Source organism: Rhizobium hidalgonense (genome assembly GCF_002914525.1).
GTDB classification, from domain to species: domain Bacteria; phylum Pseudomonadota; class Alphaproteobacteria; order Rhizobiales; family Rhizobiaceae; genus Rhizobium; species Rhizobium hidalgonense.
Genome location: NZ_LODW01000033.1, coordinates 133,053 through 159,397 on the forward strand (window position 1 = coordinate 133,053; position 26,345 = coordinate 159,397).

The window sequence follows — 26,345 nt, forward strand, 5'->3', positions numbered from 1 at the left end:
CTCCTTATTCGGCTGCCTGCGGATAGCCGATCGTCGCCATCGGCTTGAACTCATGCTTGTCCTTGCCGGAGACACGCTCCGACCAGGGATCGACCTGGGCAAATTTCTGGCTGAAGACGAAACGCTCGTAATAGGCTGTGCGCTTTTCGGCATCACCCATGATCTGGCGGCGGATTTCGTCCAGACCGACGCGCTTGGCCCATTTGTAGATGCGCTCGAGGTAGCGGGCCTGCTCGCGGTACATTTGCGTCAGCGCCACGATATGCTCCAGCGCCTCGTCCTCGGTCTTAACGAGGCCGAGCACCTCGGTGCCCTTGATATCGAGACCGGCCGCACCGGCGAAATGGATCTCGAAACCGGAATCCACGCAGATCACGCCGATATCCTTGCAGGTTGCTTCCGCACAATTGCGCGGGCAGCCGGAAACGGCCAGTTTCAGCTTGGCCGGCGTCCAGGAGCCCCACATGAATTTCTCGATGCGGATGCCGAGACCGGTGGAATCCTGGGTGCCGAAGCGGCACCAGTCTGAACCGACGCAGGTCTTCACCGTGCGCAGGCCCTTGGCATAGGCCTGGCCGGAGACGAAGCCGGCCTTGCCGAGATCGGCCCAGACGGCGGGCAGGTCTTCCTTCTCGATGCCGAGCAGGTCGATGCGCTGGCCGCCGGTCACCTTGACCATCGGGATTTCGAACTTATCGACGACATCGGCGATGGCGCGCAGCTCGTTCGAATTGGTGACGCCGCCCCACATGCGCGGCACGACGGAATAGGTGCCGTCCTTCTGGATATTGGCGTGGACACGCTCATTGATGAAGCGCGACTGGTAGTCGTCGGCATATTCGTCCGGCCAGTCGCAGACCAGGTAATAGTTGAGCGCCGGCCGACACTTGGCGCAGCCGCAGGAGGTTTTCCACTCGAGCTCCTGCATGACGGCAGGAATGCTCTTCAGACCCTTGGCCTTGATCAGCCGGCGAACGTCGTCATGGCCGAGTTCGGTGCAGGTGCACATCGGCTGTACGGCAGCCGGATTGTAGCCGTCGCCGAGCGTCAATGCCATGAGTTGTTCGACGAGGCCGGTGCAGGAGCCGCACGAGGCGGATGCCTTGGTATGGGCACGCACGTCGTCGAGTGACGTCAGCCCTTTGCCAGTGATCGTTGAGGTGATTTTGCCCTTGCATACGCCGTTGCAGCCACAGATCTCCGCGTCATCCGGCAAGGCTGCAACGGCCGCCATAGGGTCCAGCGGCGACCCTCCCTGATAGGCCTGTCCGAAGATCAGCGTCTCGCGCATCTCCGAGATATCGGTCGCTTTTTTCTTCAGGTCATTGAACCAGGCGCCATCGGCAGTCTCGCCGTAAAGCACGGTGCCGATGATCTTGTTGTCCTTCAACACGAGACGCTTGTAGACGCCGGCACTGGCATCGCGCAGCACGATCTCCTCGCGATCGTCGCCATCGGCGAAATCGCCGAGCGAATAGAGTTCGATACCGGTGACCTTGAGCTTGGTCGGCGTGTCGGCGTGCACGAAAGCCGGTGAGCGATCATCGCTAAGATGTGCCGCGGCGATCCGGGCCATTTCATAGAGTGGGGCGACGAGGCCGTAGACCATGCCGCCCACCTCGGCGCATTCGCCGAGCGCAAAGATGTCGCCGTCCGAGGTCTGCATACCGGCATCGACGACGATGCCACGATTGACCGCCAAGCCGGCATCCTTGGCCAGGCCGACACTCGGACGAATCCCGACGGCCATGACGACCAGCGTGGCCGGGATGATCCGTCCGTCGTCGAGCTCGATGCCCTCAACCTTGCCGTTGCCGATAATCGCCTTGGTATTGGCCTTGCAGATGACCTTGATGCCGCGTTCCTCGACCGCCTTCTGCAGCAGATAGCCGGCGGCGGGATCGAGCTGGCGCTCCATCAGCGTCGGCATGACGTGCAGGACGGTGACGTCCATCCCGCGCTGGGCAAGACCGGCCGCCGCTTCAAGGCCTAGCAGGCCGCCCCCGATGACGACGGCCTTTTCGCGCGACTGGGCGGCGAGCAGCATCGCCTGCACGTCGTCGAGATCGCGATAGGTGATGACGCCCGGCAGATCCTTGCCGGGAACCGGGATGATGAAGGGCACCGAACCGGTGGCGATCACCAGCTTGTCGTAGCTTTCGGTGACGCCGTGGTCTGACGTGACGGTCTTGGCTACGCGATCGATGTTGACGATCTTGTGGCCCTTGTAGAGCATGATGCCATGCTTGATGTACCAGCCGTCACCGTGAATGATGATCTGCTCGTAGTCCTTTTCTCCGGAGAGAACCGGCGACAGCATGATGCGGTCGTAATTGACGCGCGGCTCGGCATTGAAGATCGTGACTTCGTAGCGTCCGGGAGCCCGTTCGAGGAGGTGCTCCAGCATGCGCCCGGGCGCCATGCCATTGCCGATGATGACGAGTTTTTCTGTCATGTTTCCAGGTCCTTAGATCAGGTGGCAGCCACGGGCGCGGAGTGCCCACGGCGCGACAATTGCTTGACGGACAGGTGCATCCAGACGAGCGAGATCGCGACGATTGCGAAGAGCAGCAGGAAGCAGCTGGACCAAAGGCCCGTCATGTCCTTGAGGAGGCCGAAGGCGATCGGCAGGATGAAGCCGCCAAGACCGCCCATCATGCCGACGATGCCGCCGACGGCCCCGACGTTTTCGGGGTAATAGGCCGGAATGTGCTTGTAGACGGCGGCCTTGCCGAGGCTCATGAAGAAGCCGAGCACAAAGATGACGGCGATGAAGATCACGGGTGTGATGGTCGCAGACGGCATCGAAAGGATCAGGGTGGCGACGGCCGACACGGCAAACATCGCATACATGACGCTGCGCGCACCCTTCTTGTCCGACAGAACGCCGCCAAAGGCCCGGAAGATGCTGCCCGGGATGGAGTAGGCGGCTGCGACCATGCCGGCTGTTTCCAGGTTGAAGCCGTAGACGCCGACCAGATAACGCGGCAGCCACAAGGACAGGGCGACGAAGCCGCCGAAGGCAAAGAAATAGTAGAGCGAGAAGCGCCAGACCTGAACGTTCTGCAGCGGCGCGAATTCCTGAGCCAAACTCTTGGAGGCGGTGCCGCGCTCGCGGCGAAGGCGGAAGGCCGGATCATCAGTGGTGGTGAACCAGAAGACGATCGCCATCAGCGCCAGACAGACGGCCCAGATCTCGGCAACCGCCTGCCATCCCCAGGCGAGTAGCACGAAGGGAGCGGCAAATTTGGTCACCGCCGCGCCGACATTGCCCGCCCCGAAGATGCCGAGCGCCGTTCCCTGCTTTTCCGCCGGGAAGAAAGGCGAGACATAGGCGACGCCGACCGCGAAGGAGCCGCCGGCAAGCCCGACGCCGAGGCCGGCGATCAGCATCTGCGTATAAGTCTGGGCGTAGGAGAGCAGGAAGGTCGCTATCGCGGCGGCAAGCATGGTGAGCGTGTAGACGAGACGACCACCATAACGCCCCGTCCAGATGCCGAGGACGATGCGCACGAGCGAGCCAGTGAGGACCGGGGTGCCGATCAGCAGTCCGAACTCGGCCTCATTGAGGTTGAGCTCTTGCTTGATGCGGATGCCGATGATCGCAAAGATCGTCCAGACGGCGAAACAGAGGGTAAAGGCGACCGTAGAGATCCACAGTGCTTTGGCGGGTTCGCCGGCGGACATAGGCTGCGTTTTCTCGGTGACAGACATGGCTTCTCCGTGGCGCGACAAGGTCGTGCCGATCCATCGCTGGGGGTTAAAAACGAAAAGCCGCTGGTCAGGCTGCGCATGCACGAGGCGCGCGAAATATCCTGATCAGCGGCTTTGCTGGTGGCGCCCGCCGTTGGACGCCGAATTCATGGTCTTCTGCGAGCGCTTATTGCGCCCTCATACTGCGCTGATCGCCATTGATCTGTGCGGTAATAGCCCTGCAAGCTGTGTGCCAGTTTTGCGCATTTATTTTAAGTGATTGAGTATAAATGGAATTTTCAATATTTGACCATCTGCATGTTTTTGCGGCTGCCAGAAAACGTGCAAATCTTTTGTGCGTTGCGGCGATGGCGGGCATCGAACTTTGCTGGCCTTTTGTGCAGGCTGGCACGGATCAGGTCTCATCGCCATGGGAAGCGAAAGGCAGGGCGCTTTTGACGGCAAAGCTCGCGACATAGTCCGGCAGTTCCGTCGGATCAAAGACGTGGCCATCCATGAAGCGGTCGCCCTCGTCATGGCCTTCGATGCGGATATCGGCGTCATCGGGTGCGTTGATGTCGCCGAGAGCCGTGCGATAAAGATCCGGGCGGTACGCGGAGGCGGCCGCCCGCGCCTTGTTGAGGCTGGCCTCGGCCTGTGCCCAGCGGATCATCTGGCTGTAAATCCACAGGGCATGGCTCGGCCTCGGATAGTTTGCGAAGCCGGAATGAAACTGGAAGTAATCGGCGATGATGCGCCGGTTTCCTTTGGCATCGAGGTTGAATTCGCCGGCGAGAACACGGCGAATAATGCCGACGGGGGCAGCGATGTAGCGCGGATCGGCGAGGGCCGCCGCCAGCGCGTCGTGATTATCCGGCCGGTCACACCAGCGGGCTGCTGCGTCGAGCGCCACGATCAGCCTGGAAACGGTCTCCGGATGGCTTTCGGCCCAGTCCGGCCGCATGCCGATCACCTTTTCCGGGGCCGAGGGCCAGATGTCCTGTTTGGTGGCGACGATGCGGCCAAGACCGCGCTCCGAGGCGACCATGTTCCACGGCGCGCCGACGCAGAAACCGTCGATGGCGCCGGCCGCCAGCGCGTCCGAGGTTAGCGGCGGCGGCACGACGACGAGTTTGACATCCTTGTCGGGGTTGATGCCGCCGGCCGCCAGCCAGTAGCGGAATTCGTAATTATGCGAAGAGAAGGGATAGGTGACCCCGAAGGTCGGCAGCGGCTCGCCGCGCGCCTTCATTGCCGCGATGGTTTTTGAAAGGGCATGGGCGTTATCCAACGCGCTTGCCGTTTCCGGCAATCCGGCCTCATCGCGCATCCGTTCGAAGAGCCGCGTCGACAGGGTGATCGCATTGCCGCCGCGCCCAAGGGAAAACGCCGTGATCGTCGGCGAAGGATTGGAGCCGAGACCGAGCATGGAGGCGACCGGCATCGGCGACAGCATATGGGCGATATCGAATTGGCGGAACGCCAGGCGGTCGCGCACATTCGCCCAGGAGACATCCCTGACGAGATCGAGCGTCAGGCCTTGCTTCTCAGCGAAGCCGAATTCGGCCGCCGCAATCAGCACCGATGCATCGACGAGCGGAATGAAACCGGCCCGCAACACTTTCGGCCCTTCATTGTTGACGCGTGCGGGCGAGGGCAGCCCGCCGCTGGAACTGGCGGTGTTCGTCATCATATCCACTCCGGTTTCCTCCGGAAATTCGCCAGGGCGGCCATTACATCAAAAGTCCCGCAGCGGTGACAACGCTCTGGGCGATTTCCGACATCTTCTTCTTTTCGTTCATCGCCGTCTGACGCAGCAAGGCAAAGGCCTCTTCCTCGGACAGACCGCGCATCTTCATCAATATGCCCTTGGCACGCTCGATGAGCTTGCGTTCTTCGAGCGCCGAGCGGGCATCCGCAAGCTCCCGCCGCAGTCGGTTGAAGGCATTGAAGCGGCTGACGGCCATGTCGAGGATCGGTTTGACGCGTTCCTTCTTCAATCCATCGACAATATAGGCGGAGACGCCGGCATCGACCGCGGCCTCGATCGAAGCAGTGTCGGAGCGGTCGACGAACATGGCGATCGGCCGGCTGACCGTACGCGTCAGCTGGAACAGATGTTCCATCATGTCGCGGTTGGGGTTTTCGATATCGATGATGATCACGTCGGGCATCAGTGTTTCGATGGTCCGCGCGATGCCGTTGACCTCATGCACAACGGTGACGCGCGCATGCCCTGCCTCGCGCAGCCCTTCTTCGATGATGGAGGCGCGAATGGCATTTTCGTCGATGACCAGAATCGTCAGATCGAGATGCGTCATTGCTATATTCATGACGCACTGCAGCAATTTTGGCAAGCGCGTCCGCCTGAAAAGTGTGCACAAATAGATGTGCACAAAAATTGGTCGATCTGCCGCTTTCGAGCGCAGTGTGGCCGCACGCATTCTAAGTTCATCAAAGGCTGGCGTCGATACCGTTGTCTTTTCCGGCATGCGGCTGCTTGAGGAAGTCTTTCGTTTCGGCGAAAAGGTCTGCCGCGGCTTGAGGTCGGCAGGAAGTCGCCAAGGGCGTGGGACGATATCCGGCTGATGTTTTTCGACCGGGATCTTGTGACCGTCAAGAGCGGTGATCCTCTGAGCAGAAGGTAAATTAGTGGCGGCCAGTGAATTTCATCCGATCGACCAGGCTACTCCGGGGTTGGCAACGCGCGCACTGCGGGCGATCGAAACCATCCTCGGCGTTGCGGTGGCTGTCGTTCTCGCGGTGCTGCTCTTCACGGTGCTCGTCACTGTCTGCCTGCGCTATTTCTTCGGCACCGGCTTCATCGGCGCCGAGGATCTCGGCATCTGGCTGCATGTCGCCCTGATCGCGCTCGGTGCGCCGCTCAGTCTCAACAGTGCGCTTGCCATGCGCCTCGACGTTTTCGTCAGGATGCTGCCGGAAAAGCTGCAGAAGGTGACGCGGATCGGTGCCGATGTCTTCACCGTGCTTTCGGCGCTGATCCTCGCCTTCGGTGGCAGCGAGATCATGACGATGCTCGGCGGCATCTCGCCGACGCTCGGTCTGCCGGAATGGATCCGCTTCGGCTTTCTCGGCGCCGGCGGCGCACTGATCCTCGTGGTGCTGCTTCTGCAGCGCATCGCCGAAGGCAAGATCCTGGCGGTTGCTCTTTCCCTGACCCTCGGCGTCGCGCTCTATGCGGGCATCCCGCATATCTCGTTTGATCTCGACTGGCCGCCGAGCATTTTCCTTGGGCTGATTGCGGCGTTGGGCCTCTTGCTCGCCGCACCGCTGCCGCATGCCTTTCTTGCTGCTGCCTATGTTGCCATCGCCTTCGGCAGCAGTCTGCCGGAGCCGGCGATCGTCTCCTCCACAGTCACCGGCATATCGAAATTCCTGCTGCTCGCCATTCCCTTCTTTCTGCTTGCCGGCGGCCTGCTGACGGCTTCCGGCGTCGCCAATCAGCTCGTGCGCTTCGCCGCCGCCATGGTCGGCCATCGCCGGGCCGGGCTGGCGCAGACCACGCTTTTGACCAGCGTCCTCTTTTCCGGCGCCTCCGGCTCCTCGGTTGCCAATGCTGCCTTCGGCGCCTCGACCTTCCAGCCCGAACTGGTCAAACACGGCTATCCCCCGGCGCAGGCGGCGGCAATCATCGCCGCGACATCGGTTCTCGACAACATCATCCCGCCATCGATCGCCTTTCTCATCCTTGCCTCGGCGACCAATCTTTCCGTCGGCGCGCTGCTGGTCGGCGGCTTCTTCGCCGGCGGGCTGATGGCCATATGTCTGGCGGTCGCCATCCATCTGACCGTACGAGAGCAGGTGCCCTTGGCGCGCGCAAGCGCAAAACAGCGTGGGCAATCGGCGGTGCAGGCGATCCCGGCTTTCGGGCTCGGTGTCATCGTCGTCGTCGGCATTCGCATCGGCATCGTCACGACGACGGAGGCGGCAGCACTCGCCGCTTTTTACACACTGCTGCTCGGCATCGGCGCGCGGCTGGGCATCCTCTCGCTCTATGCCACCTTCCGCCAGGCGGCGGTCGAGGCGGCGGCAATCGGCCTGCTGATCGGCACGGCCGGTCCCTTCGCCTTCCTGCTCGCCGTCGACGACGTGTCCAGTCTGATCGCGCATCTGACAACGACGCTTGGCGGCAGCGCGCTTGCCGTCATCCTTCTGTCGAACGTCATTCTGTTCGCCGTCGGTCTCGTTCTCGATATCGGCGCCGCGATCCTGCTTTTCGGCCCGATCCTGCTGCCGGCAGCGGTTGCCGCCGGCATCGATCCCATCCAGTTCGGCGTGATCATCGTCGTCAACCTGATGATCCACGGACTGACGCCGCCGCTCGGCATGCTGATCTTCGTCGTCAGCGGCGTCACGCGCATTCCTGCCTCGGAACTCTTTCGGGCCGTCGTTCCCTATCTTCTCGCTCTCCTGGTTTCGCTCGCAATTCTTTGCGCATGGGCCATCATCTTCTAACGAACAGGACAACCTCGTGGATTATTTCAGCCGCCGCAATTTCCTGAAGACCGCCGCCCTCGCCGGAACGGCGCTTGCAGCGCCCGCCTTCGTCCGCACGGCCGCCGCCCGTACGACGACGATCACGATCGCCTCGCTGCTTGGGGACAACAAGCCGGAGACGAAGATCTGGGTGAAGATCGGCGAACTGGTCGAAGCGAAGCTCCCCGGCCAGTTCAGGTTCAATATCGTCAGGAATGGTGCGCTCGGCGGCGAGAAGGAAGTAGCCGAGGGCGTACGCCTCGGCTCTATCCAGGCCAGCCTCTCCACAGTCTCGTCGCTCTCCGGCTGGGCGCCCGAGCTGCAGCTCCTCGACCTGCCCTTCCTCTTCCGCGATGCCGACCACGTGCGCAGGACTGTCAGCGGCGATGTCGGCGCCGATCTCAAGCAGAAGCTGCAGGCGCAGAATTTCGTCGTCGGCGATTACATCAATTACGGCGCCCGCCATCTGCTGACCAAGGAACCGGTGACGCGGCCGGAGCAGCTCAAGGGCAAGCGCATCCGTGTCATCCAGAGCCCGCTGCACACCAAGCTCTGGAGCGCATTCGGCACGACGCCGATCGGCATTCCGATCACCGAGACCTACAATGCGCTCGCAACCGGCGTTGCCGACGCGATGGACCTGACCAAATCGGCTTATGCCGGCTTCAAGCTTTATGAGGTCGTGCCCGATATGACCGAGACCGGCCACATCTGGGCATCCGGCGTCATCTATTATGCCTCGACCTTCTGGGCCGGCCTGAATGACGAGCAGAAGGCGGTGTTCCAGCAGGCCTCCAGTCAAGGGGCTGCCTACTTCAACCAGCTGATCGTCGACGACGAGGCGAAGTCCGTCGAGACGGCGCTTAGCCATGGCGGCAAGCTCCTGAAGCCGGAAGCCTTCGAGGAATGGCAGAAGGGCGCGCAAGCCGTCTGGGCTGATTTCGCGCCGGTTGTCGGCGGCATCGACAGGATCAAAACCGTTCAGGCGGCCTGAGCGAGGGGCGGGCCATTGCTCCTGCAGCTTTTGACGGGACGATGGAAAACCATCGGTCTATTCATCGCGAGCATTAGCCGGAAAAATAATGCGGCAGCAGGCCGGAAATCGAAAGAGCATGCCTTCGGTTATCGTGGTATATGACTTACTTAAAATCCTGGGATGGGACGTTTTTTTCCTTCGGCCGGCGCGATCCTGACGACCGCAATCCAGCGGCCGCATCGGCCGACGGATCCCATGGCCTCGATTTGAGACGAACAAGATTTAACACAAGGCTTTGGAGGGCCGACCATGAGCTTACACATCAACGATATTGCCCCCGATTTTACCGCCGACACCACGCAGGGGCCGATCAGCTTCCATGATTGGATCGGCAACGGCTGGGCGGTGCTGTTCTCGCATCCGAAGAATTTCACGCCTGTCTGCACGACCGAACTCGGCGCCATGGCTGGCCTGGCCGGGGACTTTTCCAAGCGCGGCGCCAAGATCATCGGCATCTCTGTCGATCCGGTGGAAAGCCATGCCAAGTGGAAGAACGACATTAAGACCGCCACCGGCTTCGACGTCGAATACCCGCTGATCGGCGACAAGGACCTGAAGGTCGCCAAGCTCTATGACATGCTGCCGGCCGGCGCCGGCGAAAGCTCGGAAGGCCGCACGCCCGCCGACAACGCCACGGTGCGTTCGGTTTTCATCATCGGTCCCGACAAGAAGATCAAGCTGATCCTCACATATCCGATGACGACGGGCCGGAATTTCAACGAGATCCTGCGCGCCATCGATTCCATCCAGCTGACCGCCAAGCACCAGGTGGCGACACCGGCAAACTGGAACCAGGGCGAGGATGTCATCATCACCGCCGCGGTTTCCAACGAAGACGCGATCACACGTTTCGGCTCCTTCGATACGGTTCTGCCCTATCTCCGCAAGACCAAGCAGCCGACGGCCTGATTCTCTGCCTTCAACCCGCTCCTGAAGCCGCCGCGGCCCGTGGCCCGGCGGCTTTTTCACGCCGTCATTGCGGAATGGGCAAGCTTCGCGGCTTGATCGATGCTATCTAAGATCAGCGTCGCGATGGAAGTCGAACCTGCCGAGATCCGATGATAGGGCGAAAGCGTCAGTCCGACATGGGCAAGAGATCGGCGAAGGCCCTGCTTTCGCTGTGTTTTCTGTTTTCCGTCATAGAGACGCCGAAGGCCCAGCCGGAAGAAAGCGCTTCCGAGCCGGCCTGTCTCTATTCCGGGCCTTCAGCCTTGGGAACTGATGAGACGCTCTGCATCCGCAAGGACAGTTTCAATCGCGATCTCTGCGTCGCAATCGAGCATTTCGCCAGCGCCAATCAACTGCCGCCGGATTATTTCGCCCGTCTGATCTGGCGCGAGAGCACCTTTCGTCCCGATGCCGTCAGCTTCAAAGGCGCGCAAGGGATTGCGCAGTTCATGCCCGGAACGGCGAAACTGCGCGGCCTCGAAGACAGCTATCAGGTGCTGGAAGCGCTCAGGAAATCGGCGCAGTATCTCGACGAATTGCGCGATCGTTTCGGCAATCTCGGCCTTGCCGCCGCTGCCTATAATGCCGGCGAAAACGGCCTTGCCTCTTACCTAGCGTCAGGAAGATTACCTCACGAGACGCGCGGCTACGTCATGGCGATCACCGCTCATACGGTCGAGGAGTGGAAGGATAATCCGCCGGAAGATGCGGCAGCCCCGCTCGACAAGGACAAGCCCTTTCTCGATGGCTGTGTGGCGCTTGCCGAAAGGCGGACATTGAAGGAAGCTCCCTGGCGTCCGGAGGGTGACTGGGCGCCCTGGGGCGTCCAGCTTGCCGCCAACGCAAATGTCGCGGTGGCCCGGCGCATGTTTGTCGATGCGGTGCAGGATCTGCCAGCACCTCTGAATGCGGAGCAGCCGCTGATCCTGCGCCAGCGTGATCGCAGCTTCGGCTTTCGCCCGCGTTATGCCGCCCGCATCGGCCGGCAGACGCGTGTGGAAGCCGACAACCTCTGCAACCAGATCCGCAAACATGGCGGCACCTGCCTTGTCTTCAGGAACAGATAGGGCGCGGGTTCCGCCCGCCCTGATCACGAAAAGTCGCTTGCAAGATCGCGACACGGCGCAGCATAGTCGGCGCGATCACGCCAAAGGGAGGAACGACAATGCGGATTTTGGTCATCGGGGCGACGGGCCATGTCGGCACCTATCTCGTCCCTCGTCTGGTGGAGGCGGGTCACGACGTCGTCACCATCAGCCGCGGCACAGCAAAGCCTTATTCGGCCAATCACGCATGGGCTTCCGTTGACCAGCGGCAGATGGATCGGGCCGAAATGGAGCGGACCGGCGAATTCGGCCCGGTCGTGCGCGGAGTGAAAGCCGATATTGTCATCGACATGATCTGCTTCACGTTGGCGAGTGCCGAACACCTGGTGACGGCGCTGGCCGGGCATGTCGGTCATTTCCTGCACACCGGCACGATCTGGACCCATGGCTACTCCACGATTGTGCCGACCCTTGAAGAGGCGCCGAAGTCTCCCTTCGGTGACTACGGTATCCAGAAGGCGGCGATCGAAACCTATCTGCTGCAGCAGGCAAGGTTACGCGGCTTTCCGGCGACCATTATCCATCCCGGCCATATCGTCGGCCCCGGATGGGCGCCGCTCAATCCGGCCGGCAATTTCAACCCGCAGGTCTTTTCGACCCTTGCCCGCGGAGACGTCCTGGTCCTGCCCAATTTCGGCCTGGAGACGGTCCATCACGTCCATGCCGATGACGTGGCGGCGATGTTCATGGGGGCGATCGCCAGCTGGAATGCGTCGACCGGCGAAAGTTTCCACGCGGTTTCGGAGCAGGCGCTGACGCTTCGCGGTTTTGCCGAAGCCATGTCGCACTGGTTCGGGAAGGAGCCGAAGCTCAGCTTTGCCCCCTTCGACGCCTGGGCCGAAAGCCAGACGGCCGAAGACGCAGAGGCGACATGGGAGCATATCGCCCGCAGCCCGAATTGCTCGATCGCCAAAGCCCGACGCCTGCTCGGTTACACCCCGAGATACACCTCGCTGCAGGCAGTGCAGGAGGCTGTGGGCTGGCTGATCGGGCAGGGGCGGATCAAGATCTGAACCGCCAACACCTAACGGATCAGGATTGCCCTGAAATCATTGACGTTGGTGCCGGTCGGGCCGGTTTCGAAGAGATCGCCGACGGCTGCAAAGCCAGAATAGCTGTCATTGCCGTCGAGCAGCCGGCGCGGATCTAGCCCGGCGGCACGCAAGCGCTTGACTGTGCCGCCATCGGCAAAGGCGCCGGCATTATCCTCCGAGCCGTCGATCCCGTCCGTGTCGGCGGCAAGGAGATGGATGCCCTCCTGTCCGTCGATCGCAAGCGCCATGGCGAGCGCGAATTCGCCGTTGCGTCCGCCCTTGCCGCCCTTGGCTCGCAGTGTCACCGTCGTCTCGCCGCCGGAAAGGATGACCACCGGCTTGGAAAACGGCCTGTTCCGGCCGAGCACCTCGCGGGCGATCGCCGCATGCACCTGCGCCACGTCGCGCGATTCTCCCTCGATCGCATCCGAAAGGATAGCGGGCTCGATCCCCTGCGATTTCGCCAGGACGGCCGCTGCTTCCAGCGACACGCCGGCAGAGGCGATGACGTGATGCGCGTGGCGTAAAAAGACCGCATCGTCCGGCTGCGGCGCATCGGCCTTCGGCGAGTGCAGATGGTCGAGGGCTGCCTGCGGCAGCTGCAGTCCATATTGCTTGACGATGTCAAGCGCATCGTGCCGCGTTGAACTATCCGGCACTGTCGGCCCCGAGGCGACATGGGCGGGATTGTCGCCGGGAATGTCGGAGACGATCAGGCTGACGACTCTTGCTCTGGTGGCTGCCGCAAGTCTCCCGCCTTTGATGGTCGAGAGATGCTTGCGCACGACGTTCATCGCCGAGATCGGCGCGCCCGAAGCCAGCAGCATTTCGTTGAGGGCAATCTCGTCTTCGAGGGTCAGCCCCTCCGGCGGCGCGGGCAGCAGCGCCGAGCCGCCGCCGCAGATCAGGGCGATCACCAGATCGTCTTCCGTCAGTCCATTCACCGTCTCCATCAGCCGTCTTGCCGCGGCAAGTCCTGCCGCATCCGGGACCGGATGGGCGGCCTCGATGATCTCGATGTCGCGCGTCTCGCAGCCATAGCCGTAGCGTGTGACCACCAGACCCTCGAGCGGTCCGTCCCAGACGCTTTCGAGCGTTCGCGCCATCTGCGCAGCACCCTTGCCGGCGCCGATCACCACGGTCCTTCCCTTCGGCCTGTCAGGCAGGTTCGCCCTGATGCCGGTCAGCGGATCGGCGGCGCGAACCGCCGCGTCGAACAGGCTTTTCAGGAAATCGCGGGGAGTTGATATCGTCATCGGTGTCTCTGCCTGGAGTGTCGATCGTGATGTGAACTGTCGGCGTATCGGCGGGCCGGCGTCAAGGTCGAAGGCGACACGGCGTGACGGCTTCGGTTGCAAATTCTGATTCGTGGAAAGAACGGGTACGACGGATAGAAAGCATTAACCATAGTCCCGTAGACAACGAACAGGATCAAAGGAACCTGCGTTCGATGGCTACTGAAATGACCTGCCGCCCCGCCGCCCTGAGTGAAGGCGTGGTGATTGCTTTTCCTTCCGGAACCGGAACCGCCAATATCGAGCGCTGCGCCCGTGAACTCGGCCGGCGACATGGCGCTGATGCGATAGAATTCTGGAGAGCGGAATGCCGCAGGATTGCCGATCAGCTTCTGGCAGCCGGGATGCCGGAGAGCGACGTCGGCGAGCGGGTGCTGCAGTTTCAGCAGGATGTCCAGATCGAACTCGTCCTCAGCCATCAAAACGGGCCGCTGCCCAAGTCTCGGAACCGATAACGGCAATTTTCGACAATTACCGCAGCAGCCCGGCCGACCGGAGGGCGTCTTCAATGACCTGCTGAATGCCGCCGCGGTCGCTGCCGGTAGTGGATGTAGCCGCGGTGTTTTGCGCAGCAGAGAGGTCTGCCTTGCGTCGTTTTTCAAACGAGGGAACCAGACCCCAGGACCTGGCAATTTCGACGGTCGAGGAAATTCCGACGTCGAGCATGAAGGGGCCGCTTGCCCCGTAGCCGGTGCCGACATCGAGCGGCGTGCCGTGGTCCATGCCGGCAATCGTATAGAGCTCGATCACCTCGACCCCATGGGCATCTGTCCAGACCCTCCGCTGGTGTCGTCCGATATTTTCCACGCGCGACGGTAGTGCGTCGATGCCGTGGACGTTTCTCCATTGCTCGACGATTGCATTCGCATTGGATGGCACGACGGTTCTGTCCGCGCTTCCCTGCCAGAGCGATAATGTCGGCCACGGGCCTCGGTGGCCTGAGGCGTTTCTCAAGCGCAGTTCCAGTTCTCGAGCGGTCGGGCCGCCATGACCGCGCATTCGGTCGAAGGCCTCGGGAATGGTCGCAGCACTTGCATAGGGCAGGCCGGCAATGATGGCGCCGCCCGCAAAAACCTCCGGGTAGGTGGCAAGCATCGCGGCGGTCATCGCGCCACCGGCCGAAAGCCCGGTCACGAAAACGCGCCTGCTGTCGATACTGTGTTCCGCAACGACCTTTGCGATCATCTGCCGAATGGAAAAGACCTCGCCGTGATCCCGGCGTATATCCTCCGGGTTAAACCAGTTGAAGCAGAGATTTTGATTGTTTGACCTCCGCTGCTCGGGAAACAGCAGCGCGAAACCATAATCTTCGGCCAAGCCAGACCAACCCGCCCCGATATCATAGCCGGCGGCAGTCTGCGTGCAGCCGTGCAGGACGACGACTAGGGCCATGTTTCTTGCGCGCTTCGACGGCAGGTAGATATAACCTCCCAAAGCACCCGGGTTCGTACCAAATGCGGCCAGAGCGACCAGATCGGGATTGTCCTGCATGGGGCGGGGGCGAAACGTTCCTCGCAGCGCAGCAAGGCGTGCGAGTGTGTCTGACATAGATCTCATGAAAGTCTCCGCCAATCAGCTGCCGGGATGGCGGTGATGCATGACTAAACGCGTCAGTCGGCGGAAAGTTGCTGCGCTGCACAATATTTTCTGAGTAGCCGGATTTTCCGAGTGCGTGGGCAGCTCGGCAGCCCGAGGAACTTCGGCCCGGAAATGACGTTGAAGTTGGCGATCGACAGCATGATGCTGCGATCCAGCGAGGCTTTTCAGATGTCGAACAAACCCAACTTCTTCTCTTCTTTTGCAACCGCCGTCGCCGATTTTTCGGGAAAGCCGTTCACCTTTGTCGCGGCTTTGACGCTCGTGCTTGGCTGGGCGGTTTCCGGCCCTTTTTTCGGCTATTCTGAAACCTGGCAACTGGTGATCAACACAACCACGACCATCATTACCTTCCTGATGGTATTTGTGTTGCAGAATAGCCAGAACCGTGACGGCAAAGCAGTCCAGGCCAAGCTTGACGAACTCATCCTGACGAGCCAGGCCGCCAACAAGTTCGTCGGCATCGAAAAGCTGGAGGAGGGTGAACTCAGAGAAATGAGCAAGACACTTGCCGCGCAGGCCGAATGCGTCGAGGAAAAAGCGGATGAGAAATCTGCGGCACAGGCAACCTCCACCTGATGCATATCGCCTCGATGCGACGCGCTTCAGTTCATCGTCTCTGAGATCTGGTCTTGGTGTTGCTGGCGCATTTCCTCAATGGCCTCAGCCTCTTTCTTCTCGGCCGCAATCCAGTGGTTTCCGGCCTTGCTTGATCGGATCAGTTCGTCAAGCTTGGTTTGGAGCGCCATCATGTCCCGATTTTGGGAGTGCTGCACCAGCAATAAAATGAAAAATACGATGAGAGTCCCCACCATGTTGGTCAGCAGAAACCATTGTCGTGGGTAAGATAAGTGCAGACCGACTGCCGCCCACAAGACTGCGACTATGATGAGCGTTATAGGTACCGCGCGATGCCCTGCCCACAAGACGGCCAAGTCGGAAATCTGTCGAAAACGCCAGCGCATACGGCTCTCCACAGCGCACAACATTGAAGATGGAGCAGATCGAAGCCGTTTCCATCACCCTCATTCAATAAAATGCGCGGCGCGAACGGTGTAAAACCCGCGTTTCCGCGGGTTTTATATGACGACGGCCGTATCTCATGGCGACAAGAGATCAATTCAGTTTGACCGACGGTTCCCGGCCCCAGACACGCAGTTTGCCGAGCGCCTTGATGAAGGCTGCGACATCCCCAGCCGCGCCAAGCGCAATCACGCCCTCGTCCAGTGAATCTGCAATTCCGGCCCTCTGCATGAGTGGCAGCGCGGTTTTCACATAGCCGATGAACTTGCAGTGCACGAAGGCATCCGACACGAAATCATGGGCCGTTGCCTCCTTCAGCAGATCGCTGGCTCCCTCTGACGAGGGCAGCAGCGCGACGGCGTCGTAGAGCACCGAGGGTCCGCCATCGATCATCTGATGCGCCTCGATCCAATTGCCGTCGGAAAGTGTCACGCCGCCGATCTTTGGCGCGATGACTTCGAAGGTTGCCTTCTGTTCGGTGATCTCGGCAAGCAGCGCCTTGAAGATCGCAGCGTCGCTGCCATCGGTGACGAGAATACCGAGCTTGCGCCCTTCGAAGCGCTGCGGACCACGCTCGATAATGCTGAGCGCCGGCGACGGCTCGAGGTCCTGGCGTGTCGGCATGGCGGCATCGGCAGGCTTCGGCATCGATTTGAAGCCGAGTGCGTGGCCGACCTTGCCGGCCAGGGTCTCGTCGATGTTCAGGAGATGCGAGACCATGCGCTCGCGAATGACCGGGGTTTCGACCTTGCTCAGTTCGAAGGTCAGCGCTGCGGCGATATGGCGTTGCTCCGGCGGCGTCTGGCTGATGTAGAACTGCCGGGCCTGGCTGTAGTGATCGGCAAAGCTTTCCGGCCGCAGCCGGACCTTGGCACCCTGCTCCTCGGCCGGGAAGTGACGATAGCCCTGAACCGGCGACTCTCGCGGTCCCTGATTCCACGAATTCGGTTGGTAATTGACCCGCCCGACGGGATTGCGCATCGCCATGTGGCCGTCCTGCTGGAAATTGTGGAAGGGACATTTCGGAGCGTTGATCGGCAGATGCGTGAAATTCGGGCCGCCCAGACGTTTCAGCTGCGTGTCGAGATAGGAGAAGTTCCGTCCCTGCAACAGCGGATCGTTGCTGAAATCGATGCCGGGCGGAACGTTCTGGGTCATGAAGGCGACCTGCTCGGTCTCGGCGAAAAAGTTTTCGGGCATGCGGTTGAGCACAAGCCGGCCGACCGGTTTGACCGGCAGAATCTCTTCCGGAATGATCTTCGTCGGATCGAGGACGTCGAAATCGAACGTGTCGGCGAAGTCCTGATCGAAAAGCTGAACACAAAGTTCCCATTCCGGAAAGTTGCCTGACTGGATCGATTGCCAGAGGTCGCGGCGATGGAAATCCGGATCCGCACCGTTGATCTTGACCGCCTCGTTCCAGGCGACGGATTGCAGGCCGAGCTTCGGTTTCCAGTGGAATTTGACGAAGGTCGATTCATCGGCCGCGTTCACGAAGCGGAAGGTGTGAACGCCAAACCCCTCCATGAAACGGAAGGAGCGTGGGATGGCACGGTCCGACATGACCCACATGATCATATGCATGCTTTCCGGGGTGAGGGAGATGAAGTCCCAGAAATTATCATGCGCCGACTGCGCCTGCGGAAATTGCCTGTCGGGCTCCGGCTTCACGGAATGGACGACGTCGGGAAACTTGATCGCGTCCTGAATGAAGAAAACGGGAATGTTGTTGCCGACCAGATCCCAATTCCCCTGCTGCGTGTAGAGCTTCACCGCGAAGCCGCGGACATCGCGCGCCAGATCGAAGGACCCCTTGCTGCCGGCGACCGTCGAAAACCGCACGAAGGCCGGTGTCTTTTCGCCGGGCCGCTGGAAAAGATCGGCCCGGGTATAGGCGGCCAGCGATTCATATGTTTCGAAATAGCCATGGGCGCCGTAACCGCGCGCATGCACGACCCGCTCGGGGATGCGCTCGTGATCGAAATGAAAGATCTTTTCGCGAAAATGGAAGTCGTCGATGAGGGCGGGGCCGCGGGCGCCGAGACGGAGCGTATTCTGATCGTCGGAGACCGGGCCGCCTTGTGCTGTGGTCAGCACCGGCATGCCGTCTTCGGCAAACTGATGCAGCTCACCGCCTGCACCGCGGTGCATTTTCTGATCATGAATCGTTGCGTCGTCCGAGGGCGAGGTCTTCGTCGTCTTGGCCATTTATTTTCTCCGGAAAGCGTTTGACCTAACCGAAGCTCAAAAATGGCGACATGTTCCGCCCGCGGCAAAATAAACAGCGGCGTCGCGACGGGTTGCGCGTGATAACGACATTAAATCAGATGCATAAAAGAGGGCGCGGGGTCTTTCGACCCCGCGCCCGATGATTTCCGCCGGTTGTCAGAGCCGCGTAACGAGGAGATCTTCCTCTTCGTCGCGTTGCGATCCGCCAAACGCTGCAGCGGCAGAGGCGATGAAAGCCCCAATCAGAAGTGACAAGGAGCCGAGCAAGGCCGTGGTCGACGCCGCCTTGCGTGCCTCATCGGCAGCTTTCTGGGTGGCAACCTTGGCATCGTCGATGCGCTTCAGCACCGTGTCGACGCGAGTGCGCGCATCGGCTTCTGAAAGACCGGTTCGAGCAGAAACGATGGTGGCAAGATAGGCCTTGTCATCATCGGGAATCTGGCCTTGGGCGGCGCCGTTGAGGAGGATGCGTGATACCTCGGATGTTGCTGCGGCATCATTGGATGTCGCCGCCGCGCGAGCCTGATCAGGGCGCAATAATGCGTCGGTAAAGTAGGAAGTGGAGAGGTCCGCCGGCGAGGTTGCCGACGATGCTGCTGCCGTACCGGCGGCCGTGGCCGCCGACCCCACGGCTTGTGCACCTGCGCCGGCCAGCGAGGTCAGCGACGATGCAAGAAACCCGGCGACGAAGACGGTCGCCAGAGCCCAACTTAAGAAACCATGCGCCGTATCACGGAAGAAAACTTCATCCGTGTGAACGGCCGCCCATTTCGTCCGCAGCCGGCCGGTAATATAGCCGCCGAGCGCTGAGGAAAGCCATTGCACGAGAACCAGCCAGATTGCCGCCGTCACGCCGAGTGTGCCGAGCGAACTGCTTTGCCCCGACCAGGGGGAGACCATTGTCAGCCCGAGCCCGGATCCGAGAAGCAGAAGGATCAGGGTTACGCCGATGGCAGCGGCAGCACCGCCGAAGATGGGGCCCCACGTCATGGCCGATTTGGAGGATTCGACCGGAGTGGCAACCTCTCCGGAACCTATCATTGAAACCGACATGATCTGTTCCTATCGCATAAACAGAGCAAGAAGGATGATGATAGGCAGTGGAACACCGAGCAGCCAAAGTAGAATACCGCGACCCATGAGAGACCTCCTGTCAGGGTTGACCTTACGTTGTTGATGCCACTCAACTTTTTACTGCGCCGATTGTTCCCGGCCGGTTTGGAACTGGCAGGAAGAATTTCCCAACGCCCTCCGGTAGCGGTGTAAGTCAATCTCTCGGCAGCTTACCAAGCAACAAGAGATTGTCGGACCGGTTGCCGCATTCTCGTCATTTGAGGCGTCCGGCCAGTCTGGCGAGAGACAGGTCTAGGCCGCAGCGCCGGGCAATGCCCCGGCGCTCGAGAAGTGACTGGTAACCGCAGACGCCACAGCGGGCGTGGACGACGAACCATTGCGGCAAGGTTGCGAGCGTCTGCTTTTCCTCGACGGCAAAGCCCTCAGGGGGCGCGAGCTCGATACTGCGGCGATGTTTCATGTTCGTTGGGCAGTCGGCCGCGATCCCGCTGTCATGCTGCCGATTGTCTGCCCTTCTGCGAGGGCAAGCTGAAGTCGCAAATGACGGCAATCCAGCAGCAACGTCGTGATGGCGGCACGGACGTCGCCATCGTGGTAGGCGACAACTGCGTCGACGTCTTCCTTCAGCGCTTCTTCTGCCAGTTTCTCGGCGATTTGCGGACGCACGGCCTTGATCTCTTTCGGAGTTATCAGATGCAAGTTCTCAGATTGGCGGCAGTATTGCCGATGTTCTTATTATGTTCCGGTCAGATCCCGAGTCAAGAGCGGGGGATAGTCCGCGCAGCTCATTCCGGGCCCTGTGTGAACGGGCGATTGGACGACCCACCCAAAACGGGCGAAGTGCGGCGAGGAGGGGCGATGGCGCAGATATCGACGGAAATATTGCGCGTTCGCCGCTGACGCCAGCCGAGGAGAATACATATATGTTTCCACATGGGGTGCTCTGGACGGAGATGAATTGCCGGAAATTTCTCCTGCCATTTCTCTTTTGGCAGAAGGCACCGATCATTTTGCCTACGGCCTGAATTGGAGAAGTATCGATGAACGGATTACGGGCATTTCTAGCTGCCGGAGTGATCACGCTTGCCGCCATAGCCTCGGCCTGCTCGACCGCGCCGAATTCATACGGTTCGGCATCGGGATATCAGCCGGGAGATTCGATGAACCCAGCTTGTGCGGATGGATTTCGCCCTGGCGACGGCCGTTCGTGCAGCTACTAGGGCGGTCGGCTCAGCCCGCTACGGCTTCATCGGGCCAACCGCGGCGCCATACCGAGAGCCATCGCTGATGCTATCCGGTACGCGTGCTCCCATGATCAAGACAGAACGGCCACGTGATCTCGTGGCAGCGACGTGACGTCAATCTGCCGCCCGACCCCATTCTTAAGTTAATGGCGGTCGCGTTCTGCGGCAGTCTGTATACCATCAAACCGGCAACGCAAAGATGGCCGCTCGAGACAAGAACATGCGGCTTGGCAACATCCGCCGCTATCTGTCGGGATCTGACCAATCCCGGTGCGAGGAGCGGTGGCCGCCTTCGATGAGGTTTTCTTGGAGTTGAAGCAATGAGGTCGGCGCGATCGTGTTCACGCCGACCCTCCCCAACCATCATCTGCATGGCCCAGTTTACCCGTGGTCGCCAGCGGCGCTTTCGTGCAGGAACTTTATGCCGCTTGCGGCACCCGGCACCCCTCGCAGATAGCCGGTGGCGGCCGGCTGTGCTGCCGGTGGGTGCTTGCCTTGACGCCTGCAGGCAGCATGAACACCGATGGCCGGCGCGGTCACCACCTGCGCCAACAGCAGCAGCGCGCCGGACGGTCTTCCTTCAAGCGCGCAGCCGTTCATCGGAGGTTAATGCTTATTAACCCAGAATCGCGGCTTGAAAGGATGTGCCGATGAAGATGCTTTTTTCCTCGCTTGCAGCCATGGTCTTGTCTGCATCTTTCGCCCTGCCGCTAAACGCCACGCCAATCGTCGTGCCGAAAGCCATGGCGATGCACGCCGCCGACGTCGAGCAGGTCAAACACCGTCGCCACGGTAATGGACATGCGTATGGCCACTGGAAGAAAAGCCGATACGCTTACCGCGACTGCCGGTACTACGGCTCGTGCTACCGTCCTCGGCAGTATGGCTATCGCGACTATTACGGCTATCGCGACGATTACCCCTATCGTCGTCGGTCAGGTGTGACCGTGTACTTCGATTTTTAGTCGGCAGTTCACTTGAAGCAGTCGGCTTGACCTCACCACGCCACCACAGCAGCCCGTCGATCGACCAACCCGGCGGACGTTTTGTTTCCGGCGCCTGAACAAAGAAAAAGGTCGGGGCGAATGCTCGCGCCGACCCTTCTTTGATTGCATCCGCACGGTGCCAGTACATCCGTGGTCACCAGCAAAAGCTATCCGGTAGATTGAATTTATGCGCCTCGTGAATTTTCGCAAGGATTAGGGAGTGCTGATTTAGGGCTAGGCGAGGGGGGCGCCAACCTCTTTGTCGCCTGCCCGGCCGGCGGCGTTTCCGTTTCTCGCCATCGTAGTAAAGAGGGCACTCACCATAAATTGCCAATTCGAGAGGAGGCTGCGGCGGTTCCTGATCGCCGGGTTCATGTCTGTAGAGGTGCGCGCCGTCAATCCAGTCTTGACCGATGCGACAAGCTTCTGAGCAAGATTGATCGCAGGCTTCTGGATTTCGCCGGAGCTCAGTTGATGAGCTGACGGGAAGATCGACCGGAATAAACCCTCCACAGCAGAGAACGCGGATCTCATGGGCATCCAAAAGGGGGAGAAAAGCGGGGAAGTAAGTGCCTGCTCCGGACGTCTCAACGAAACAGGCAATTAACTTGAAAAATGGCTCCCCGGGCCGGATTCGAACCGGCGACCTGTCGATTAACAGTCGAATGCTCTACCGCTGAGCTACCAGGGATCACTGCTTGGCGCGGTGTGAGTGGGCTAATACAAATGCTTTCCCGATTTGCCAAGCGGTTTTTTCAAAAAAATGAAATGAACTTGTATTTGGGATGCCTGCGCCCATCTCTGGGGAATGACGAACGGGAATGATTACGGCGAGGCGAGGGGCGGCGAAAAGCCCGGGAAGCGGGCAAAGCGCTTCGGCATCGATCATGCGAGCGGCAGGCTATTGCTCGGCTCCTTCAGCATCGGCTTGCCGCGCTCGCGCATCGCGCGGATGGGAATCGGCGTCGCCCTCATTCTTTGTGGGTTTCTGGGGTTCCTGCCGATCCTGGGCTTCTGGATGCTGCCGCTCGGCTTCCTCGTGCTTTCGCACGATCTGCCGGTCGCACGCCGGCTTCGGCGGCGGCTGGCAGTCTGGTGGCACAGGCGGCGGAAACCGGCCGACTGACGACCACCCCGGGGGGCATGGAACGGCGGAGCGCTTTTCGCATTCGTGGTTTATGGAATGTAAAACGCCGAAAACGCGTCCAATGGGCCAGGTGAGGAAATGAAGGCATTTTTTGTAATCGCCCTGTCCACGGCGACGATCTTCTCCGGCGTTTTCCCCGCTGAGGCTCAGGTCGATAGCCGCGGATTTGACGCGCGCGGCATTTGCCGTCGTTCGGAAGGCTGCGTGGTCGATCACGGCCAGGGTGGCAGCTATAAAGGTCCTCGCAACTATCGCAATTTCAACGGCCGGAACGAGCGGGATGGCGACAACGACCGCGGCCGGGACGATCGCCGCTTTCGCAACCAGAACAGAAGCGACAATTTCGAGGCTGCATCCAGCCGCATTGCCGCGCTGCAATTCAGCCGGCATCGGCCTAATTCGATCTGAGTTCGCTTTCCTCGAAAGTGCCGCCATGATCCGGATCAAGGCTGGTGGCCAACAACAGGCTGCAGGCGGCCAGGATGAGGACGAGCTTCATCGCGTAGGACACGGAAACCGCATATCTGCGGCCCGGTGATACGCGGGAGGGCGCAATATAATAGTTGTAGTAGAAGTGCGGATCGGTCGTTTCCAGCAGGTTCTGGTAGACGTGCGGTGGAATGTCCGCATGTTTGACGGTTGGAGAACCCGGGAATTTTACATGAAGATCCCGGCTCTCGGCATCATATGCGGCACGCGCGTGCTTCGATTTGAGGGCAGCCCAATCCATTGCAGCTCCTATCACCCTCCCGGAGGCAATATGAGGCCCGCGGGGCGATCGTCAAGCTAACGATTTGTTTCAAATGCGATCAGGGCGGGCAGCGGGGCATCGCTACGGTCATGGAATTTCCAGCCTGTGACGTGCGCTAGAAAACGGTCCTTTCGGCAACTGCGGAATAGCGTTTTTCGGAAATGCCCTCTTGCGATTTCCTTACGATCATTCTAAACGCTCGCCACGGCTCAGATAACGAGCCCGTGAGGCCTCGTGGCGGAGTGGTGACGCAGAGGACTGCAAATCCTTGTACCCCGGTTCAATTCCGGGCGAGGCCTCCAACATCTTCCCACATGACATAACTCGGCTGAAATGCACCCAGGCGGCGACGCCCGCATTGGCGCCTGAGGCGCAGTGCCACCCGCGCCGCGTACCGTCGCATGTCGTGACGTCCGTCGGCATGGGATTGCCACAGACTCTATGCGGAGACGATGTTTGAGCGCGTTCGCGCGCCCTTATCACTTCAAGGTCGTTTCGCCGTCCAGCAGCCCGCAGCAGAAGATGCCGATGAGCGCTGCAAGGATGAAGAAGTCGAACAGCGTCAAATACTCCAAAATCGCAGACATGGCCTGCTCCTCCTATTTCCTCCGTTGAAAACAATAACATGAAGGGGCAGGGGATTCCACGTTGCGTTGCAGCGCCTCATTGCCTCTGTGGCGCGGAAGAAGCGTTTGTCGGATTCTTTTCGCCGGCGGCTGCCAAGCCTTGAAAGCATCGGTGGCGGGGATTAAGAGACGAGGGACAGGAACCGCTTTCAAGAGCGAGAGGACATGATGGATTTCGAAGCAGCGCGCGCAAAGATGGTCGACACCCAGGTTCGCACGACGGACGTTACGTCGCATTCCGTGCTGACGGCGTTTCTCACGGTGCCGCGTGAGGCATTCGTGCCGGAGAAGGCGAAGCTGCTGGCCTATATCGACAACGACGTCGAGATATCGGCTGCCGCACCCGGAAAGCCGGCACGCTTCCTGATGGAGGCATCGCCGCTCGCCAAGCTGCTGCAGCTGGCCGCGATCACCAAGGATGATTTCGTTCTCGAAGTCGGCTGCGGCACCGGTTACACATCGGCGCTGCTGTCGATCATTGCCGGCTCGGTCATCGCCCTCGAATGCGACGAGGCGCTGGCCGCCGAGGCGAAGACGCAGCTCGCCGGCTACGCCAAGGTCGAGGTGGTCACCGGGCCGCTCGAAAAGGGCTACGCTGCCGGCGCTCCCTATGATCTGATTTTCGTCAATGGCGCAGTCGAGGAGGTTCCGACAGCTCTTCTCGGTCAATTGCGTGATGGCGGCCGTCTTGTGACGGTCGAAGGTTACGGCAATGCCGCCCGCGCCAAAGTGTTCGTCGCCGAGCGCGGCGCCGTTTCGGAAAACGTCTTCTTCAACGCTTCGGTCAAGCCGCTGCCGGGTTTCGCCAAGGTGCGCGAGTTCGTTTTCTGATCTGATTTTGTCGATGCGTTTAGCAATGGGCGCCATCGGCGCCCATTTTTTTATCGGGGCCGCGTGAGCGCCTTCACAAACATGATTTATCCTGACGCCGCCATGTCGAAAACACCAGGTAACAAAACTGTGCATGGCCGCACTCAATTGATTCGCGATGATTTTTTTCATGGCTGGGGTATTCTAAGGTCGTGGTGATTCGGATGAACGCTCCACATCGTCCGGTCGTTGTTTTTGGATAACGGGGATAGAAATGGCTCAGCCAAGTGTAGCGCGTGAACCGTCCATGGAAGAAATTCTGGCCTCCATCCGCCAGATCATCGAAAGCAATGAGCCCGGCGCGGGCAAGGCGATTTCCGCATCCCTGCCGCCGGTCTACGGCGCCGACGAGGATGACAACGGCTCCGAAATCCATCTGACGGTGGATGACACCTATGCCGGCGTGGAGTTCCCCGAGCCGGCCCTGCGCTCCTCCGATCCGCGTTTCGTTGCCGCCAATTCGGCCGGCACCGCCCCCGAAGCTGAAGTGCCGGCCCGCGCCCTGTCGCTTGCCGATGTCGCCGCCCGCGTGCGCGCCGCCTCCGAGCGCAGCGCCGTGCAGGCCGGTCAGGCACTGCGCGAAATTCCGAGCGGCTTCCGTCAGCCCGAGCCGCAGCCGGCCCCGATGCCGGAAGCGCCGCGCGCCGCGGCACCGCAGCCGCAGTCGGCTCAGCCTGTTTTCGAGGCTACCCCGTCCGTTCAGCAGGTCGCAATTCAGCAGCCGGTCGAGGCGCCGGTGTTTGCAGAAACCCCGGCGGTCGCAGTCGCCGAGCCGGCGCCTGCCGTGGAGACGGCGTTGCCGCCTTTGGAACCGGTCCAGTCCTCGGCCGAGCGTTTTCTGCCGAGCCTCGCCGACGAGGTTCAGCCGAACCTGCTTTCCGAGAATGCCGGCCTGCAGATCAGCCGCTCCTTCGAAGAGCTCGCCGCCGCCATCGACGGTGCGGAGCGCCGCTCGCTGGACGAGATCGCAGAGGATATGCTGCGCCCGATGCTGCGCGAATGGCTCGATGATAATCTGCCGACGCTGGTCGAGCGGCTGGTGCGCGAGGAAATCGAGCGCGTGGCGCGCGGCCCGCGCCGCTGATCGGATTGCTTTTTCCTGAAAAGCCGCTCCGGTCTCCGGGGCGGCTTTTTTATTGACTTGCCGGTGCCCATCCTATTTACAAACGCCACCCTCGAACCTCGAAAAT

Annotated in this window: 26 protein-coding genes and 2 tRNA genes; 14 read left to right on the forward strand and 14 right to left on the reverse strand. The window is 60.8% G+C overall.

Going from position 1 to position 26,345, the window contains the following annotated elements; translation table 11 throughout:
- Positions 1-4: 4 nt before the first annotated feature.
- The 5 genes from nirB to ATY29_RS03275 form a co-directional block, all read right to left on the reverse strand.
- On the reverse strand, positions 5-2,455 hold the full coding sequence (gene nirB / locus ATY29_RS03260; protein WP_003573621.1) for a nitrite reductase large subunit NirB: 2,451 nt from the start codon (positions 2,453-2,455) through the stop codon (positions 5-7).
- Between the two features lie 17 nt (positions 2,456-2,472).
- Complete coding sequence (locus tag ATY29_RS03265) at positions 2,473-3,714, reverse strand: MFS transporter (protein ID WP_003573619.1); 1,242 nt, start codon at positions 3,712-3,714, stop codon at positions 2,473-2,475.
- A 166-nt stretch (positions 3,715-3,880) separates the two neighbouring features.
- Entirely contained in the window at positions 3,881-4,072 is a 192-nt protein-coding gene (locus ATY29_RS36700; RefSeq protein WP_165779389.1) for a hypothetical protein, read from the reverse strand.
- A 36-nt stretch (positions 4,073-4,108) separates the two neighbouring features.
- Positions 4,109-5,392, reverse strand: coding sequence for a CmpA/NrtA family ABC transporter substrate-binding protein (locus ATY29_RS03270; RefSeq protein ID WP_172643060.1), 1,284 nt, complete (start codon positions 5,390-5,392; stop codon positions 4,109-4,111).
- A gap of 34 nt (positions 5,393-5,426) precedes the next feature.
- Positions 5,427-6,014, reverse strand: a complete 588-nt coding sequence (locus ATY29_RS03275) for an ANTAR domain-containing response regulator (protein WP_037092785.1) — start codon at positions 6,012-6,014, stop codon at positions 5,427-5,429.
- Between the two features lie 331 nt (positions 6,015-6,345).
- Between ATY29_RS03275 and ATY29_RS03280 the strand changes: the two genes are divergently transcribed.
- The 5 genes from ATY29_RS03280 (at position 6,346) to ATY29_RS03305 (ending at position 12,293) form a co-directional block, all read left to right on the forward strand.
- Complete coding sequence (locus ATY29_RS03280) at positions 6,346-8,169, forward strand: TRAP transporter large permease (RefSeq protein WP_097535142.1); 1,824 nt, start codon at positions 6,346-6,348, stop codon at positions 8,167-8,169.
- A 16-nt stretch (positions 8,170-8,185) separates the two neighbouring features.
- The gene (locus ATY29_RS03285; RefSeq protein WP_025415985.1) at positions 8,186-9,184 is read left to right on the forward strand and encodes a TRAP transporter substrate-binding protein; all 999 of its coding nucleotides are present in this window, start codon (positions 8,186-8,188) and stop codon (positions 9,182-9,184) included.
- A 291-nt stretch (positions 9,185-9,475) separates the two neighbouring features.
- Positions 9,476-10,135, forward strand: a complete 660-nt coding sequence (locus ATY29_RS03295; RefSeq protein ID WP_097535144.1) for a peroxiredoxin — start codon at positions 9,476-9,478, stop codon at positions 10,133-10,135.
- Positions 10,136-10,284: 149 nt separating this feature from the next.
- Positions 10,285-11,241 (forward strand): lytic transglycosylase domain-containing protein, encoded by a 957-nt coding sequence (locus ATY29_RS03300; protein WP_097535146.1) that lies wholly within the window; start codon positions 10,285-10,287, stop codon positions 11,239-11,241.
- A gap of 98 nt (positions 11,242-11,339) precedes the next feature.
- The gene (locus tag ATY29_RS03305) at positions 11,340-12,293 is read left to right on the forward strand and encodes an NAD-dependent epimerase/dehydratase family protein (RefSeq protein ID WP_097535148.1); all 954 of its coding nucleotides are present in this window, start codon (positions 11,340-11,342) and stop codon (positions 12,291-12,293) included.
- An 11-nt stretch (positions 12,294-12,304) separates the two neighbouring features.
- On the opposite strand, the gene ATY29_RS03310 is transcribed toward ATY29_RS03305, so the two are convergent.
- The gene (locus ATY29_RS03310) at positions 12,305-13,570 is read right to left on the reverse strand and encodes a glycerate kinase type-2 family protein (RefSeq protein ID WP_025415987.1); all 1,266 of its coding nucleotides are present in this window, start codon (positions 13,568-13,570) and stop codon (positions 12,305-12,307) included.
- Between the two features lie 194 nt (positions 13,571-13,764).
- On the opposite strand from ATY29_RS03310, the gene ATY29_RS03315 reads away from it, so the two are divergent.
- Positions 13,765-14,064, forward strand: coding sequence for a DUF6074 family protein (locus ATY29_RS03315; protein ID WP_003573603.1), 300 nt, complete (start codon positions 13,765-13,767; stop codon positions 14,062-14,064).
- A 16-nt stretch (positions 14,065-14,080) separates the two neighbouring features.
- Here the strand turns inward: ATY29_RS03315 and ATY29_RS03320 are convergent, their stop codons facing one another.
- The gene (locus tag ATY29_RS03320) at positions 14,081-15,166 is read right to left on the reverse strand and encodes an extracellular catalytic domain type 1 short-chain-length polyhydroxyalkanoate depolymerase (RefSeq protein WP_097535151.1); all 1,086 of its coding nucleotides are present in this window, start codon (positions 15,164-15,166) and stop codon (positions 14,081-14,083) included.
- A 210-nt stretch (positions 15,167-15,376) separates the two neighbouring features.
- Here ATY29_RS03320 and ATY29_RS03325 point away from each other — a divergent pair, with 210 nt between their 5' ends.
- Positions 15,377-15,784: a low affinity iron permease family protein gene (locus ATY29_RS03325; protein WP_037092934.1), complete on the forward strand. Its 408-nt coding sequence runs from the start codon at positions 15,377-15,379 to the stop codon at positions 15,782-15,784.
- A gap of 26 nt (positions 15,785-15,810) precedes the next feature.
- Here the strand turns inward: ATY29_RS03325 and ATY29_RS03330 are convergent, their stop codons facing one another.
- From ATY29_RS03330 to ATY29_RS03350, 5 genes are all read right to left on the reverse strand, one after another.
- Complete coding sequence (locus ATY29_RS03330; RefSeq protein ID WP_003573598.1) at positions 15,811-16,170, reverse strand: low affinity iron permease family protein; 360 nt, start codon at positions 16,168-16,170, stop codon at positions 15,811-15,813.
- 151 nt (positions 16,171-16,321) lie between these two features.
- On the reverse strand, positions 16,322-18,436 hold the full coding sequence (gene katE / locus ATY29_RS03335; protein ID WP_097535153.1) for a catalase: 2,115 nt from the start codon (positions 18,434-18,436) through the stop codon (positions 16,322-16,324).
- Positions 18,437-18,613: 177 nt separating this feature from the next.
- Positions 18,614-19,510, reverse strand: a complete 897-nt coding sequence (locus ATY29_RS03340; RefSeq protein ID WP_097535155.1) for a hypothetical protein — start codon at positions 19,508-19,510, stop codon at positions 18,614-18,616.
- 274 nt (positions 19,511-19,784) lie between these two features.
- On the reverse strand, positions 19,785-19,991 hold the full coding sequence (locus tag ATY29_RS03345) for a hypothetical protein (protein WP_097535157.1): 207 nt from the start codon (positions 19,989-19,991) through the stop codon (positions 19,785-19,787).
- Complete coding sequence (locus tag ATY29_RS03350) at positions 19,988-20,197, reverse strand: hypothetical protein (RefSeq protein ID WP_244597339.1); 210 nt, start codon at positions 20,195-20,197, stop codon at positions 19,988-19,990. The genes ATY29_RS03345 and ATY29_RS03350 overlap by 4 nt, the downstream gene beginning before the upstream one ends.
- A 374-nt stretch (positions 20,198-20,571) precedes the next feature.
- Between ATY29_RS03350 and ATY29_RS37420 the strand changes: the two genes are divergently transcribed.
- On the forward strand, positions 20,572-20,751 hold the full coding sequence (locus tag ATY29_RS37420) for a hypothetical protein (RefSeq protein WP_003573590.1): 180 nt from the start codon (positions 20,572-20,574) through the stop codon (positions 20,749-20,751).
- 674 nt (positions 20,752-21,425) lie between these two features.
- Positions 21,426-21,740, forward strand: coding sequence for a hypothetical protein (locus tag ATY29_RS03365; RefSeq protein WP_025415995.1), 315 nt, complete (start codon positions 21,426-21,428; stop codon positions 21,738-21,740).
- A 637-nt stretch (positions 21,741-22,377) separates the two neighbouring features.
- On the opposite strand, the gene ATY29_RS03375 is transcribed toward ATY29_RS03365, so the two are convergent.
- Positions 22,378-22,452 (reverse strand) — tRNA-Asn (locus ATY29_RS03375).
- A gap of 117 nt (positions 22,453-22,569) precedes the next feature.
- Here ATY29_RS03375 and ATY29_RS03380 point away from each other — a divergent pair.
- Together ATY29_RS03380 and ATY29_RS03385 are read left to right on the forward strand one after the other, a co-directional pair.
- Complete coding sequence (locus ATY29_RS03380) at positions 22,570-22,887, forward strand: hypothetical protein (RefSeq protein ID WP_025416048.1); 318 nt, start codon at positions 22,570-22,572, stop codon at positions 22,885-22,887.
- A gap of 99 nt (positions 22,888-22,986) precedes the next feature.
- On the forward strand, positions 22,987-23,316 hold the full coding sequence (locus tag ATY29_RS03385; RefSeq protein WP_097535161.1) for a hypothetical protein: 330 nt from the start codon (positions 22,987-22,989) through the stop codon (positions 23,314-23,316).
- Here the strand turns inward: ATY29_RS03385 and ATY29_RS03390 are convergent.
- A complete protein-coding gene (locus ATY29_RS03390; protein WP_097535163.1) occupies positions 23,303-23,638 on the reverse strand; it encodes a KTSC domain-containing protein in 336 nt (111 codons plus the stop codon). The genes ATY29_RS03385 and ATY29_RS03390 overlap by 14 nt on opposite strands.
- Before the next feature lie 249 nt (positions 23,639-23,887).
- On the opposite strand from ATY29_RS03390, the gene ATY29_RS03395 reads away from it, so the two are divergent.
- The 3 genes from ATY29_RS03395 (at position 23,888) to ATY29_RS03405 (ending at position 26,239) form a co-directional block, all read left to right on the forward strand.
- Positions 23,888-23,961, forward strand: a tRNA-Cys gene (locus ATY29_RS03395).
- Positions 23,962-24,450: 489 nt separating this feature from the next.
- Complete coding sequence (locus ATY29_RS03400) at positions 24,451-25,116, forward strand: protein-L-isoaspartate O-methyltransferase family protein (RefSeq protein ID WP_172643059.1); 666 nt, start codon at positions 24,451-24,453, stop codon at positions 25,114-25,116.
- A 253-nt stretch (positions 25,117-25,369) separates the two neighbouring features.
- Positions 25,370-26,239: a DUF2497 domain-containing protein gene (locus ATY29_RS03405; protein ID WP_097535165.1), complete on the forward strand. Its 870-nt coding sequence runs from the start codon at positions 25,370-25,372 to the stop codon at positions 26,237-26,239.
- Positions 26,240-26,345 lie beyond the last annotated feature (106 nt).

Excerpts from the sequence above, each read along its gene's own strand:
- nirB (WP_003573621.1), bottom strand. The coding sequence starts at position 2,455 with ATGACAGAAAAACTCGTCATCATCGGCAATGGCATGGCGCCCGGGCGC.
- ATY29_RS03265 (WP_003573619.1), bottom strand. The coding sequence starts at position 3,714 with ATGTCTGTCACCGAGAAAACGCAGCCTATGTCCGCCGGCGAACCCGCC.
- ATY29_RS36700 (WP_165779389.1), bottom strand. The coding sequence starts at position 4,072 with ATGCCCGCCATCGCCGCAACGCACAAAAGATTTGCACGTTTTCTGGCA.
- ATY29_RS03275 (WP_037092785.1), bottom strand. The coding sequence starts at position 6,014 with ATGACGCATCTCGATCTGACGATTCTGGTCATCGACGAAAATGCCATT.
- ATY29_RS03295 (WP_097535144.1), top strand. The coding sequence starts at position 9,476 with ATGAGCTTACACATCAACGATATTGCCCCCGATTTTACCGCCGACACC.
- ATY29_RS03300 (WP_097535146.1), top strand. The coding sequence starts at position 10,285 with ATGATAGGGCGAAAGCGTCAGTCCGACATGGGCAAGAGATCGGCGAAG.
- ATY29_RS03305 (WP_097535148.1), top strand. The coding sequence starts at position 11,340 with ATGCGGATTTTGGTCATCGGGGCGACGGGCCATGTCGGCACCTATCTC.
- ATY29_RS03310 (WP_025415987.1), bottom strand. The coding sequence starts at position 13,570 with ATGACGATATCAACTCCCCGCGATTTCCTGAAAAGCCTGTTCGACGCG.
- ATY29_RS03315 (WP_003573603.1), top strand. The coding sequence starts at position 13,765 with ATGGCTACTGAAATGACCTGCCGCCCCGCCGCCCTGAGTGAAGGCGTG.
- ATY29_RS03320 (WP_097535151.1), bottom strand. The coding sequence starts at position 15,166 with ATGAGATCTATGTCAGACACACTCGCACGCCTTGCTGCGCTGCGAGGA.
- ATY29_RS03325 (WP_037092934.1), top strand. The coding sequence starts at position 15,377 with ATGTCGAACAAACCCAACTTCTTCTCTTCTTTTGCAACCGCCGTCGCC.
- ATY29_RS03330 (WP_003573598.1), bottom strand. The coding sequence starts at position 16,170 with ATGCGCTGGCGTTTTCGACAGATTTCCGACTTGGCCGTCTTGTGGGCA.
- katE (WP_097535153.1), bottom strand. The coding sequence starts at position 18,436 with ATGGCCAAGACGACGAAGACCTCGCCCTCGGACGACGCAACGATTCAT.
- ATY29_RS03340 (WP_097535155.1), bottom strand. The coding sequence starts at position 19,510 with ATGTCGGTTTCAATGATAGGTTCCGGAGAGGTTGCCACTCCGGTCGAA.
- ATY29_RS03345 (WP_097535157.1), bottom strand. The coding sequence starts at position 19,991 with ATGAAACATCGCCGCAGTATCGAGCTCGCGCCCCCTGAGGGCTTTGCC.
- ATY29_RS37420 (WP_003573590.1), top strand. The coding sequence starts at position 20,572 with ATGAACGGATTACGGGCATTTCTAGCTGCCGGAGTGATCACGCTTGCC.
- ATY29_RS03365 (WP_025415995.1), top strand. The coding sequence starts at position 21,426 with ATGAAGATGCTTTTTTCCTCGCTTGCAGCCATGGTCTTGTCTGCATCT.
- ATY29_RS03380 (WP_025416048.1), top strand. The coding sequence starts at position 22,570 with ATGACGAACGGGAATGATTACGGCGAGGCGAGGGGCGGCGAAAAGCCC.
- ATY29_RS03385 (WP_097535161.1), top strand. The coding sequence starts at position 22,987 with ATGAAGGCATTTTTTGTAATCGCCCTGTCCACGGCGACGATCTTCTCC.
- ATY29_RS03390 (WP_097535163.1), bottom strand. The coding sequence starts at position 23,638 with ATGGATTGGGCTGCCCTCAAATCGAAGCACGCGCGTGCCGCATATGAT.
- ATY29_RS03400 (WP_172643059.1), top strand. The coding sequence starts at position 24,451 with ATGATGGATTTCGAAGCAGCGCGCGCAAAGATGGTCGACACCCAGGTT.
- ATY29_RS03405 (WP_097535165.1), top strand. The coding sequence starts at position 25,370 with ATGGCTCAGCCAAGTGTAGCGCGTGAACCGTCCATGGAAGAAATTCTG.